The organism is Micromonospora rubida (genome assembly GCF_009908295.1).
In the GTDB taxonomy this organism is placed as follows: Bacteria; Actinomycetota; Actinomycetes; order Mycobacteriales; family Micromonosporaceae; genus Micromonospora; species Micromonospora rubida.
Genome location: NZ_JAAALO010000001.1, coordinates 104,148 through 116,383, shown reverse-complemented (window position 1 = coordinate 116,383; position 12,236 = coordinate 104,148). Strand labels below are relative to the sequence as shown.

10 protein-coding genes, 1 pseudogene and 1 riboswitch are annotated in these 12,236 nt (G+C 73.0%); of the genes and pseudogenes, 5 read left to right on the top strand and 6 right to left on the bottom strand.

Annotated elements, in window-relative coordinates:
- The first annotated feature begins 228 nt into the window (after positions 1-228).
- Entirely contained in the window at positions 229-1,260 is a 1,032-nt protein-coding gene (locus GVV04_RS00575; RefSeq protein WP_328822139.1) for a serine protein kinase RIO, read from the top strand.
- 119 nt (positions 1,261-1,379) lie between these two features.
- On the opposite strand, the gene GVV04_RS00570 is transcribed toward GVV04_RS00575, so the two are convergent.
- The 5 genes from GVV04_RS00570 to GVV04_RS00555 all read right to left on the bottom strand — a co-directional run bounded on the left by GVV04_RS00570 (position 1,380) and on the right by GVV04_RS00555 (position 5,049).
- Positions 1,380-2,129: an amino acid ABC transporter ATP-binding protein gene (locus GVV04_RS00570; RefSeq protein WP_161683753.1), complete on the bottom strand. Its 750-nt coding sequence runs from the start codon at positions 2,127-2,129 to the stop codon at positions 1,380-1,382.
- Entirely contained in the window at positions 2,126-2,932 is an 807-nt protein-coding gene (locus tag GVV04_RS00565) for an amino acid ABC transporter permease (RefSeq protein ID WP_161683752.1), read from the bottom strand. The genes GVV04_RS00570 and GVV04_RS00565 overlap by 4 nt, the downstream gene beginning before the upstream one ends.
- Positions 2,933-3,012: 80 nt before the next feature.
- On the bottom strand, positions 3,013-3,906 hold the full coding sequence (locus tag GVV04_RS00560) for an ABC transporter substrate-binding protein (protein WP_161683751.1): 894 nt from the start codon (positions 3,904-3,906) through the stop codon (positions 3,013-3,015).
- A gap of 102 nt (positions 3,907-4,008) precedes the next feature.
- Positions 4,009-4,152, bottom strand: a complete 144-nt coding sequence (locus tag GVV04_RS31985) for a hypothetical protein (RefSeq protein WP_201752771.1) — start codon at positions 4,150-4,152, stop codon at positions 4,009-4,011.
- Positions 4,153-4,184: 32 nt separating this feature from the next.
- A riboswitch (SAM riboswitch) is annotated at positions 4,185-4,296 on the bottom strand.
- A 75-nt stretch (positions 4,297-4,371) separates the two neighbouring features.
- Positions 4,372-5,049 (bottom strand): TetR/AcrR family transcriptional regulator, encoded by a 678-nt coding sequence (locus GVV04_RS00555; RefSeq protein WP_328822138.1) that lies wholly within the window; start codon positions 5,047-5,049, stop codon positions 4,372-4,374.
- A gap of 90 nt (positions 5,050-5,139) precedes the next feature.
- On the opposite strand from GVV04_RS00555, the gene GVV04_RS00550 reads away from it, so the two are divergent.
- Positions 5,140-7,185, top strand: a complete 2,046-nt coding sequence (locus tag GVV04_RS00550; RefSeq protein WP_161683750.1) for a HelD family protein — start codon at positions 5,140-5,142, stop codon at positions 7,183-7,185.
- A 106-nt stretch (positions 7,186-7,291) separates the two neighbouring features.
- Here the strand turns inward: GVV04_RS00550 and GVV04_RS00545 are convergent, their stop codons facing one another.
- Positions 7,292-8,422: a peptidoglycan recognition protein family protein gene (locus GVV04_RS00545; RefSeq protein ID WP_161683749.1), complete on the bottom strand. Its 1,131-nt coding sequence runs from the start codon at positions 8,420-8,422 to the stop codon at positions 7,292-7,294.
- A gap of 349 nt (positions 8,423-8,771) precedes the next feature.
- On the opposite strand from GVV04_RS00545, the gene GVV04_RS00540 reads away from it, so the two are divergent.
- From GVV04_RS00540 to GVV04_RS00530, 3 genes and pseudogenes are all read left to right on the top strand, one after another.
- Positions 8,772-10,448, top strand: coding sequence for a serine/threonine-protein kinase (locus GVV04_RS00540; protein WP_161683748.1), 1,677 nt, complete (start codon positions 8,772-8,774; stop codon positions 10,446-10,448).
- A gap of 35 nt (positions 10,449-10,483) precedes the next feature.
- A complete protein-coding gene (locus tag GVV04_RS00535; RefSeq protein ID WP_235965711.1) occupies positions 10,484-11,326 on the top strand; it encodes a hypothetical protein in 843 nt (280 codons plus the stop codon).
- A gap of 119 nt (positions 11,327-11,445) precedes the next feature.
- Positions 11,446-12,168, top strand: a pseudogene (locus GVV04_RS00530) (membrane protein); the annotation flags it as partial.
- Positions 12,169-12,236 lie beyond the last annotated feature (68 nt).

Sequence of the window (12,236 nt, the reverse complement as noted above, 5' to 3'; positions counted from 1 at the left end):
ACGACATCAGCGACTTTCGATACAGGTTATCGAGAAGTTTCGGAAAGCTCTAGTCCGACATTTGCCGGTCATGCGTGGCCAGCGACGCCGAAAGTTTCGGCTGTCCGTGCAGTTCTTGGGGTGAGCACCGCAGTTCGAACGTGTCGGCGCTTCGGCGGGCGCGTGCACACCGCTCGGTCCCGGTTCCGGTAAATACGTTGCGGGGTCCGGAACGGGCGGGCATGCTCGGTGATCGAGCGGCGGCGAACGCTGCCTGGACTAAGGAGGGCTGACGGATGGTCGTCACGGTGCTGCGGCATGTCCGCAACAGTCCCACCTCTTTGTTCAGGAGCACACCCGTTGTCTTCCGAGTACGAACTCTCTGATACCTACTCCGACCTCGACTCCCGCAGGTCCGATTTCACCGGTGCCGAGCCCCAACCAGATCCGGCCGACGCCTTCGTCTTCACGTTCCATTCGGTCGACGAGAAGCTGGGCCCGGATCAGCGGTGGTCGACCTGGCTGGACGTCGAGCGCGGCTCTCGCGGCCCAGAACCACGCCCCTCATGGGTCGTCACGGAACAGGCTGCGATCGATACCGAGCTCGGCGTCCTCAAAACCGGCAAGGAAGCCGACGTCTTCCTGCTCGAACGGGCCGTCGAAGCCATCGGCGACAACCCGGCGAAGTCCTCGCTGCTGGCCGCGAAACGGTACCGCACCGAGGAACACCGGTCCTTCCACCGCAGTACGTCGTACGTCGAAGGCCGCCGTACCCGCAACAGCCGCGACAGCCGGGCGATGGCGAAGAAGACCTCTCATGGCCGCAGTGTCGCGGCCGATCAGTGGGCGTACGCCGAATGGGACGCCCTCAACCGGTTGTGGAAGGCCGGCGTCCCGGTGCCGTATCCCGTGCAGGTGGACGGCACCGAGCTGCTGATGGAGTTCATCGACGACGGTGAGGACGGTGCCGCGCCCCGGCTCGCCCAGGTCCGGCCGTCGAAGGAGCTGCTCGGTGTGTACTTCGAGCAGCTCCGCGACGGCATGCGTGAACTGGCCCGCGCGGGGCTCGCGCACGGCGACCTCTCGCCGTACAACGTTCTCGCGCAGGCCGAGCGGATCGTGATGATCGACCTGCCCCAGGTCGTCGACATCGTCGGCAACCCGAAGGGCATGGACTTCCTGATGCGCGACTGCCACAACATGGCCACGTGGTTCACGAGCCGCGGGCTCGAGATCGACGAACAGGAGCTGTTCGCCGACCTGCTCACGATGGTGTTCTGATCGCCTTCTGCAGAACGCGGGCCCTCAGCCGATGCGTGGCCGAGCTGCCACCCCGGGCCGGGAGTCCAGCTGGACTCCCGGCCCGGGCTGCGGCCGTACCGACGTTCCCCGAGGCCGGGTCAGAGCACCTCGGACAGGAAGCGGCGCAGCCGGGGGTGCTGGGGACGCTCGAAGATCGCCGCCGGCTCGCCGGACTCCAGCACCACCCCGCCGTCCATGAACGCCACGGTGTCGGCGACCTCGCGGGCGAAGCCCATCTCGTGGGTCACCACCACCATGGTCATGCCGCCCGCCGACAGCTCCGCCATGATGCCCAGCACCCCTTTGACCAGCTCCGGGTCCAGGGCCGAGGTCGCCTCGTCGAACAGCATCACCTGCGGCTGCAACGCCAGCGCGCGGGCGATCGCCACCCGCTGCTGCTGCCCGCCGGACAGGTGCGCCGGCCGGGCGTCGGCCTTGCCGGCCAGCCCGACCCGCTCCAGCTGGGCGCGGGCCACCTGCGCGGCCTCGTCCTCGCCGAGCCGCTTGAGCCGGCGCAGCGCCAGGGTGATGTTGCGCAGCACCGTCATGTGCGGGAAGAGGTTGAACTGCTGGAACACCATGCCGATTCGCTGGCGCAGCGCGTCCGGGTCGTCGCCCAGCACGCTGCGCCCGTCCAGCAGCACGTCCCCGCGGTCCGGCTCGATGAGCCGGTTGATCGTGCGCAGCAGGGTGGACTTCCCCGACCCGGACGGCCCGATGACGCAGGCCGTGCCACCCCGGCCGACGTCCAGGCTCGCGCCCCGCAGCACCCGGTTGGCGCCGAAGGCGAGGTGCACGTCCCGCACGCTCAGGCTCACCGGGGTCGTCGTGCCGGTCGCGGTGCTCATCGCTCGTCCCTTCCCGTGCTCGCGCGGGCGGCAGCGTCGCCGGGCAGCGCGTTCTGCCCGGCGAGCGCCAGCGCGTCGTCGTCCTCGGCCGCCGTGGCGGGCCGGCCCTGCCGCAGCCGCCGGTCGATCCAGTTCACCGCGTGGGTCAGCGGCACGGTCAGCGTCAGGTAGAACAGGCCCGCCAGCAGCAGCGCCGACTCGTTTCCGGTGGTCGCCGCGTGGTCCTGCCCGATCCGGAACAGCTCCCGCTGGCTGGCCACCAGGCCGAGGAAGTAGACCAGGCTGGAGTCCTTGATCAGGGCGATGAGCTGGTTCACCCAGGCCGGCAGCACCCGGCGGACCCCCTGCGGGATGATCACCAGCCGCATCGCCTCGCCCCAGGAGAACCCCAGCGCCCGGGCCCCCTCCAGCTGGGCGGCCTCCACGCTCTGGATGCCGGCCCGGAAGATCTCCCCGATGTACGCCGACGCGATCAGCGACAGCGCCAGGATGCCCAGCGGGTACGGGTTCGGCCCCCACACCTGCATGCCCAGCGGCGCCAGGCCGACGCCGATGAGCAGGATCGTCGCCGCCGCCGGCAGGCCGCGGAAGACGTCCGTGTACACCCGCGCCGGCCAGCGCAACCACCGGGTACGCGAGATGCCCGCGACCGCCAGCAGCATGCCCAGCAGCGAGCCGAGCAGGGCGGCCGAGATCGCCAGGATCAGCGTGTTGGGCAGCCCGACGGTCAGCATCTCGGGCAGCGCCGCACGCATGGAGTCCCAGTCGAAGAAGGTCTCCCACAGGGTGCTCAGTGGATCCATCAGTCGTCTTCCCGTCCGCCCCGCTCGCTGGTCATCCGTACCGTCGGCTCGTCGTCGCCCGTGCCGTCACGCCCGCGTACTCAGGACGACGCCGACGCCGACGGCGCGGCGGACCCGGCCGGGGCCGCAGCCGATGCGCCCGGCACCGGAACCGAGCCGCTGCCCGGCTTGAAGTCCGCCGGGACCGGCCGGCCCGGGTAGTACTGCTCCTGCAACCGGCTCCACGTGCCGTCGGCGATGACCTCGTCGAGACCCTTGTCCAGCGCCGCGCGCAGCGCGTCGTTGCCCTTGGCCACCGCGTACGCGGTCGGGGTGGGGCTGAGCTGCTTCGCGGCCACCGTGATCTTCCCGCCGCTGTCGGCGGCGGACTTCTCGCCGATCTCGGCCGGGGCGATCCAGGCGTCGGCGGTGCCCGCCTTGAGCTGGTTGAGCGCTCCGTTGTAGTCCGGCACCCGCACCGGGTCCAGTTTCTGGCCGGTGGCGTAGTCGTCCTGCACGGTGCCCTGCACGACCACCACCCGCTTGCCGGCGAGCTGGTCGAAGCCGGTGATCGGGGAGCCGGCCGGTACGTCCAGTCCGAAGTAGCCGAAGTCGTAGCCGTTGCCGAAGTCGACGGTCTTCTTCCGCGCCTCGGTGATGGTGATCGAGGAGCTGCCCACGTCGAACTTGCGGTTGTTGACCTGCGACAGCAGCGCGGAGAAGTCGGTGCCGACGAACTCCACCTTCAGGCCGATCTTCGCCGCGACCGCGGTGAGCAGGTCGTTGTCGAAGCCGGTGAACTTTCCGTCCTTCAGGTACACGTTCGGCGGCGCGTCGGTGAGGGTGCCGGCCCGCAGCACGCCGGGCTGCACCAGGCCGTACGGGTTCTCGGCGGCGGCCGGGGTGTCGTCGCCACAGGCGGTGAGGGCGGCGGCGCCGACGACGGCCGCGACGCCCAGCGCGGCGAACCTGGTCAGGGCAGGGAGGAATCGCACAGGTGTCTCCTGGGATGAGGGCGGCGCGCGGACGGCACACCGCCGGACGCGGCACGCCGGTGGGGCGCCGCGGAAGGGGCTACTGCGGAAGAGGGGAGGCGCTCAGCGCGCCGCGTGCCGGCGACAGCCGTCGCTGCACACCCGCATCAGGTCCACGTGCCGACGCCTGATCAGCGCGGGGCGGGATGGTGACGCGGCCGGTGCCGAGCGGGCGGCACCGAGCAGGACGTAAGGACGAGCAGACATGGCTCTCCAAGGTCGGTGTTGACCTGGGGACCAGGCCACGCTTGCACCGGGGACACTCCGGTGCCTGGTCTTCACCCGGGGCACCCCACCGCGGAGGAGGGTTGCCGGCCAGCGAGCCGGGGCTTGACGCTGGCGCTCATGACCTGGTGGGGAGCCTAGCAACGGCACCGGGCCGGGCGTCCAGTCGTTATGACCACGCTCACTCCGGCACCACGTGGTTCAGCCCCGGTACGGGGCCAGGCCGGCGCCGAGCAGCGTGAAGGCGTGGTCGGCGGCGGCGACCGCCTCCGGGTGTGCCCGCGCGGCGGTGTGCCCCTCGGTGAGACGGCGCCAGTTGTCCCGCGCGAGCACCCGCTGCGCCGCGACGATCTGTGCCGCCGCGAGCCGGCCGGTCAGCCCGTCGGGCCGGGCCCCGGCCGCCGGCCGTCCCCGCTCGTCGCCGCGCGCGCCGGCGGCGTCGTCGAGGGCGTCGGCCAGCACCGCCTCCTCGGCGGCGGCGTGCCCGGCCAGCCGGGCGGCGAGGCTCGGGGTCGAGAAGACCATCCCGTGGTACGCCAGCACCCGCGGGTCGTCGTTGAGACCGGTGACCGGGTCGTGGCGGTCCAGCCCGTCGAGGAAGTGCCGGCGCAGCGCGGCGAGCGGCGCCTCGCCCGGGTGTCGGCCGCGCACCACCCGGGCCGACTCGCCCCGGTGGTCGGCGATCCGGTGTAGGACCAGGTCCTCCTTCGTGGCGAAGTACTTGAACAGCGTCGGCTTGGAGACCTCCGCCGCCGCGGCCACCTCGGCGACCGACACCCGGTCGAAGCCTCGCTCGACGAACAGCGAGATCGCCGCCGCCGAGATCGCGTCGTGGGTGCGCTGCCGCTTGCGTTCGCGCAGTCCCTGCTCTCCGGTCACGCGGCCCAGGCTACCAGCGACCGATACCGGGTCAATTCCATAACTCGGTTAGAGTGTTAACCCGGTCAAGTCATTTCATCGGAGGTTGCCATGGACGACCGGGTAGACCGGGAACTCGCGCGGGAGCAGGCGCACCTGGCCGCGACCCGCGCCGCGCTCGCCCGGATGCGCGACACCGCCCGGCACCGGGTGGCCACCGGCGCGGACGTGGCCGGCGACCGGTGGACCGCCGAGACCCTCGGCCGGATGCTGCGGACCCACGCCAAGGAACTCGCCGAGGAGCCGGACGCTCCGCCCTACTTCGGCCGCCTCCGGTTCGGCGTCGCCGCCGAGGCGGGCGAGCACGCCGGCCAGCGCTACCATCTCGGCCGCCGCCACATCACCGACGAGGCCGGCCACCCGCTCGTCATCGACTGGCGGGCGCCGGTGTCGCGTACCTTCTACCGGGCCACCGCCCGGGACCATCTCGGCGTCGCGGTCCGCCGCCGGTACGGGTGGAGCTCGGCCCCGCCGGCCCCGGCCCGGCTGACCGGGTTCGAGGACGAGCACCTCGACCGGGGGGAGGAACTCGGCGGCGGCAGCCGGCTCGTGGCGGCGGAGATCGAGCGTCCCCGGATCGGCCCGATGCGCGACATCGTCGCCACCATCCAGCCCGAACAGGACGAGCTGGTCCGCGCCGGCCTCGACACGTCCGTCTGCGTCCAAGGCGCGCCCGGCACCGGCAAGACCGCCGTGGGGCTGCACCGCGCCGCCTGGCTGCTCTACACCCACCGGCGGCAGCTCGGCCGCACCGGGGTGCTGGTGATCGGCCCGAACCCGGCCTTCCTGCGGTACGTCTCGGCCGTGCTGCCCGCGCTCGGCGAGGTCGACGTCGACCAGCGGACCCTGGAGGACCTCCTGGCCCGGCACCCGATCGCGGCCACCGTCGTCGACGACGATGCCGCGGCCGCCGTCAAGCACGACATCCGGATGGCCGCCGTGCTCGACCGGGCGCTGTACGGACGCCTTCGCGTACCCGCCGAGGCACTCACCGTGCCCGACGGGTCCTACCGCTGGCGGTTGCCCGCCGGGGCCGTCGCCGGACTGGTCGCCGAGATTCGGCGGGAGTCCCCGCCCTACGGGATCGGCCGGGAGCGGCTGCGGTCCCGGGTCGTGGGCCTGCTGCAACGACAGGCCGAGCGACGCGTGGAGCTGTCCGGCGTCGCCTGGGCGCGGCGGGTGGGCCGCTGCGCCCCGGTCCGCGACCTCCTCGACCGGGCCTGGCCCGCAGTGCGCCCGGAGGAACTGCTCGCGAGGCTGCTCGGTGACCCGGATGCGCTCGCCGAGGCGGCCGACGGGACGCTCACCGCCGACGAACAGAACGCCGTCCGCTGGACCCGCCCGCGCGGCGCCCGGACCGCCCGCTGGTCCGTGGCCGACCTCGTCCTGCTCGACGAGGTCGCCGGGCTGATCGAGCATCCCCCCGGATACGGCCACGTCATCGTCGACGAGGCGCAGGACCTCTCGCCGATGCAGTGCCGCGCCCTCGCCCGCCGCAGCGTCCACGGCTCCCTCACCGTGCTCGGCGACCTGGCCCAGGGCACGACGCCGTGGGCGGCGCGGAGCTGGCCCGACCAGCTGACCCACCTGGGCCGGCCCACGGCCCGGGTCGTGCCGCTGACCGCGGGATTCCGGGTGCCCGGCGCGGTGCTGGCGCCGGCCAACCGGCTGCTCGGGACGCTCGGCGTGGACGTGCCGCCGACCCGGTCCGTCCGTGCCGACGGCCACCTGCGCGTACATCACGCCGACGACCTGGACGCCGGCGTCCTCGACGCGGTCCGGGAGGCGCTCGGGTACGCGGGCTCGGTCGCGGTCATCGGCGTCGACGCGGCCGTCACGCGGCTCGCCGGCCCGCTGCGCGCCGCCGGCGTCCCGGCCGCCGGGGTGGACGAGGTGGATCCGTCGGCCAGGGTCACCCTGCTGCCCGTGACCCTGGCCAAAGGCCTGGAGTACGACCACGTGGTGCTGGTCGAGCCGGCGGACATCGTGGCCGCCGAGGCGCGTGGCCCGCACCGGCTGTACGTGGCCCTGACCAGGGCGGTGTCCCGACTGGACATCGTCCACCACCGGCCCCTGCCGGCGGCGCTGCGCGGCTGACCGGCCGAGGTGCCGCCCCCGCGTCCCGCGGCCTGCTACGGGCGCCCCGGCGTGCGTGGTGGGGCCGGACCACGGCCGGACCCGCCCCACCACGGCCGTGGGCCGGTCAGCCCGCCTGGAACGACTGGCGGACCACGCCGCCGACGAGCGCGCACCAGGTGCTCGTGCTGACCTTGCCGTTCGGGGTCAGGCCGTGCAGCCGCTGGAGGTCCTGGACGGCCTTCATGGTGGCGTGGTCGAACTCGCCGGTCACCGCGACGTCGGCGTAGCCCTTCGAGTTGAGGATGAACTGCACCGCGCTGACCGGGGCGCCGGTGGCTTTCTTGTCCAGCTCGGGGGCGAGGGTCTCCCACGTCGGCGCGGTGATGGTGGCGTCGATGTCGACGGGGATGCCGTTGCGGGCCTGCCAGTCCTGCACGGCGGCGACGGTCGCGGCGTCGAACGTGCCGTTCACCGGCACGACGTAGCCGCGGTGGGTGAGCAGGTACTGCGCCACCCGCACGGTGGGGGAGTTGACGAACCGCCACAGGTCCGGCCAGCGGCGGGCCGGCACGTCGCCGATGTTGGTGCCCAGCTCGTGGAAGACCCGTCGGCGCAGTTCCGGGAACTGCCGGTAGAACGCCGCTCCCGGGCACGCGGTGGCGCGGAAGTCCCAGTGCCCGAAGATGTCGTGGGCGTGCAGGCCGTACCGGCGGCCGATTGTGGCGCAGAGCTGGACCAGCGAGTCCAGCAGCTCCTGCGGCGGCGTCTCGGTGACGTACGTGCCCTCGTTCTCGATGCCGATGGCGCGGCCGTTCTCCCCGGGGCAGTGCGCCGAGATCACCTGTCGGTCGCCGACGGCCAGCCGCTCGAGGCTGCCGCGCCGGCCCTCCAGCACGTGCCCGCCCCGGCTGACGGTGAAGTGCTGGCCGGTGTCGGACCAGCCGTTGCCGTCCATGTGCAGGTCCTGGCAGTCCCGGGCCAGCTTCACGGCCTGTTCCCGCGAGTAGTCGGTGACGTTCGGGAACGCCATGTGGTGCACGATGATCTTGTTGGTGGCGATGGCGCTGAGCGGCAGGGAGCCGGCCGGCGGCCGGGCGCCCCACTCGTCGCAGCTGATGATCCAGTCGACGTCCGATCCGGACGCCTGCGCGGCGGCGGGGAACGCGAGTTCCGTGCCGACGACGGCGACAGCCGCCGCGCCGAGTCCGGCCCGCAACAGGGTGCGGCGGTCCAGCTCGGGGTGGTCGAAGTGCATGACATCTCCTCTGTGGCCGACGACGGCCGGGGTGAAAAGGAGCTTCAGGGGCAACGCATGAGGTGGAGGATATTTCCGGCCGGCGCGCAGCACCAGAGGTGACCGGCAGGGAGTCGGCGCCGGTGCGGATGGTCGCCACAGCCCGCTTACCCGTACACCTAGCTTCCTAGGATGCCTTAGGGGGAGGGGTGCCGCCCACAGTCAAGGTAAACGGACCACCAACAAGGCACCGACACGCAGCGCGGGGGATACAACCGTTGCGCCGATGGCGGACTGGACAGCGCCCGCCACAATGAGCGGCGTCCCTGTGTGCCGGGCATAAATCCGGAAGAGCCGTGGAGACCGTCCAATGAGTGGGAACAGCTGGCGGGTGTCCGGCTACACCGAGGTGCGCGAGCTGGGCTCGGGCGCGTCCGGGCGGGTGGTGCTCGCCACCCACGACGCGTCCGGCACGCCGGTCGCCGTGAAGTACCTCGTCGGCGTCCTCGGCGCGGACCCGGCCTTCCGCGATCCCTTCCGAGCCGAGGCCCGGCTGCTGGCCGACATCGACGATCCGAACGTCTCCCGGCTCTACGAGTACGTAGAGTCGCCCGGGGGCGCGGCGATCGTGATGGAGCTGGTCAACGGGGTGTCGCTGCGGCAGATGCTGCGCGCCAACGGGCCCACCGGGCCGGAGGCCGCGCTCCGCGTCCTCAAGGGGTCCCTCGCCGGGCTCGCGGCCGCGCACTCGCGGGGCGTGGTGCACCGCGACTACAAGCCCGAGAACGTGCTGGTCACCGCCCAGGGGGAGAGCAAGCTCGCGGACTTCGGCATCGCCATGCCGGTCGGCCGGGAGTCGGCCACCACGGTGACCGGCACGCCCCGCTACATGGCCCCGGAGCAGTGGACGGGCGCGGCGGCGTCCCCGGCCTGCGACATCTACGCCGCCACGGCCACCTTCTTCGAGTGCCTGACCGGTCGACCTCCCTACGACGGCCGTAGTCTGCTGGCCCTGCGCGAGCAGCACGCGTACGCGCCGGTCCCCACCGACCCGGCTCCGCCGCCGGTGCACGAGCTGCTGCGTTGGGGGATGGCCAAGCTGCCCGCCGAACGCCCCCAACCGGCACACGTCTTCCTCGGCATCCTGGAGCAGATCGCCGCCGAGGGGTACGGGGCGGACTGGGAGGAGCGTGGGGTGCGCGAGCTGGCCCGACGGGCCGCCCTGTTGGCCGCGTTCTTCCCGTTCTCCGACGCCTCGGGCGGCAGCACCAGCCTGGCCAGCACGGTCCTCGTGTCGGACGACGGCCTGGGCGCGGGTCGGGAGATCCGCACCGGTCGACGGATGCGCACCGGGCGGGCCCGCCCGGCCCTGATCGGCGGCGCCCTGGTCGCGGCCGTGCTGGTCGGTGGCGTCGGCTACTGGTACGCCTCCGGCGATGAACCCGACGTGGTGCCTGTGGCGGGCGATGCCGCCCCGCCGGCGCCGGTCGACCCGGTCTCCGGATCCGCCACGCCGCCGCCGGTCACGCCGACCCCGCCGGTGACCACGCCGACGCCCTCGGCCGTCGCCCCGACCACCGGCGGGCCGACGACTGCCGCCCCGACGACCCGGCCCCCGACGCCGACGGGCCGGCCCACCCGCACGGCGAGGCCGACCCCCACCGTGTCGGCCGGCAGCACCCCGCCGGCGCCGGACGTCTCCGCCCCTACGGTCGGGGCGCCGAGCACCCGGTGGACCACCCTGGATCCGAGGGGCTGCCCGTACGGGGCGACGTCGACCCCGGTCACGGTGACGGTCACCGACGACCGGTCGGGTGCCGACGGGCTGCGGGTGTCGTTCCGCTACACGTCCGGTGGGGAGTCGGGCACGGTGTCCATGTCGTCGGTGGGCAGGGGCGTGTTCGAGGGCATCCTCGGCCCGTTCGCCCCGCCCGCCGACAGCCTGCGTATTTCGGTGCAGGTCACCGCCGTCGACGCCGCGGGCAACTCGGCCGGGTCGGGTGGGCCGGCGTACGTGAGCCTGCAGTCGTTCTGCACGCCGGGCTGAGCGGGGCGGCCGACGATGATGCCGGGAGGCTGGCGATGAGCGATCCGAACGAGCCGACGACGGCGCTGCCCCTCGGTGGCGCGCGCCCCGGGGTGCCGTCCGGCTCGGGGCGGCCGGGGCCGGGATCGGGGCTGGGGGAGCCGACCGCCGACCTGGGCCGGACGGTGGACCTCGGCCGTACGGTCGGGTTGGGCGGTACGGTCCCTGCGGCTGTGCCGCCCGCAGGGGGCGGGGTGTGGCCGCACGGGTCGGGCGAGCAGGAGGCGACGTGGGGCGGGGGCGGCTCTGCGCGTACCGCCGGGGGCTTTGCCGGTCCCACGATCGGGGCCGGCGGGGCCGCATCGGCCACGGCGGCGGGGCCGACCGTCGGCGGGTCGGGGGGCGAGGTGCGGTTCGGGCCGGGGGTGCCGGGCGTCGCGCCGGCTGCCCCGGCCTGGCGGCAGTCGGGCCCGGCCCGGCGGCCCCGGTCGCCGTGGCGGCGGGTCGTCTCGGTGTTGTCCACCCTGGTCACGGTGGTGTTGGTGGTGGCGGTCGGGCTGTTCGTCTGGCAGCGGCTGAGTCCCTTGGTGGTCGAAGGGGTCGTGGTGGCGGTGACCGAGCCCGCCGGCGACCGGTGTGACGTGACGGTGGAGGTGGTCGCGACGGTGCGGACCAACGGCAACGCCGGCACGATCCGGTACCAGTGGCTGCGTTCCGGGTCGACGCCGGGGGCGCTCGTCGGCGAGCGGGTCGGGCGGGGGCAGCGGACGGTGGCGCTGCCCCTGAAGTGGTCCTTCAGCGGGGTGGGTGCGACGCGGGAGACGGCGACGGTCAACATCGTCGAGCCGTCGCCGGTGCAGGCCGGCACCGAGGTCCGTTACGTCTGCCGGCGGCGCTGACGGCGGATGTCTGCGGGCGCCGCCGGTGGTCCGCTGCGGGGTGTGGTGGCGTTTGCGCGTTGGGCGGTCGGGGTAGAGCGGGCGGATCTGTTGCGACCTCTGGTGTGAAGGACCCTTCGATGAGAGACAACTTCGGTGACGCGGTGGGGGATGCCCTGCGCGCGGTGCTGCTGTTCCTGCCCAAGGCTCTTGGTTTTGTGGCGATCCTGGTGGCTGGTTGGCTGGTCGCGAAGGCCGTGCTGAAGGTCGTGGACAAGGTGTTGGAACGGGTCGGCTTCGACCGGGCGGTCGAGCGGGGCGGGGTCAAGGCCGCGTTGGCCCGGTCCAGGTTCGACGCGAGTGACATCGTGGCGAAGCTCGCCTATTACGGGGTGCTGTTGGTGACGTTGCAGCTCGCTTTCGGTATCTGGGGTCCGAACCCGATCTCGGACCTGATCGCCGGGGTGATCGCGTGGCTGCCGCGGGCGTTTGTGGCGATCGTGATCGTGGTGGTAGCGGCGGCGATCGCGCACGCGGTGAAGGACATCATCAGCAGCGCGCTGGGTGGCCTGTCGTACGGGCGGGTGCTGGCGACGATCGCGTCGGTGTTCATCCTCGGGTTGGGTGTCATCGCGGCGCTCAACCAGATCGGTGTGGCGACGGCGGTGACCACGCCGGTGTTGGTCGCGGTGCTGGCGACCGTCGGCGGCATTCTTGTCGTCGGGGTGGGCGGCGGGCTGGTCCGGCCGATGCAGAGTCGGTGGGAGTCGTGGCTGAGCCGGGCGGAGCGGGAGTCGCGGCTGATCGCGACGCATGCGCGGGCGTACCAGGCGGGTCGGCGGGATGTGGCGGCTCGGTTGGCGGCGACGGGGCCGGCTGCCGGGGACTCCGAGGGGGCCGAGCAGGTCGTCGCGGCGGCCGATGATGACGC

What these genes read in the sequence shown, in the direction of transcription:
- GVV04_RS00550 (WP_161683750.1), top strand. Translation starts at nt 5,140, where the DNA reads ATGGACGACCGGGTAGACCGGGAACTCGCGCGGGAGCAGGCGCACCTG.
- GVV04_RS00545 (WP_161683749.1), bottom strand. Translation starts at nt 8,422, where the DNA reads ATGCACTTCGACCACCCCGAGCTGGACCGCCGCACCCTGTTGCGGGCC.
- GVV04_RS31985 (WP_201752771.1), bottom strand. Translation starts at nt 4,152, where the DNA reads ATGTCTGCTCGTCCTTACGTCCTGCTCGGTGCCGCCCGCTCGGCACCG.
- GVV04_RS00540 (WP_161683748.1), top strand. Translation starts at nt 8,772, where the DNA reads ATGAGTGGGAACAGCTGGCGGGTGTCCGGCTACACCGAGGTGCGCGAG.
- GVV04_RS00535 (WP_235965711.1), top strand. Translation starts at nt 10,484, where the DNA reads ATGAGCGATCCGAACGAGCCGACGACGGCGCTGCCCCTCGGTGGCGCG.
- GVV04_RS00565 (WP_161683752.1), bottom strand. Translation starts at nt 2,932, where the DNA reads ATGGATCCACTGAGCACCCTGTGGGAGACCTTCTTCGACTGGGACTCC.
- GVV04_RS00570 (WP_161683753.1), bottom strand. Translation starts at nt 2,129, where the DNA reads ATGAGCACCGCGACCGGCACGACGACCCCGGTGAGCCTGAGCGTGCGG.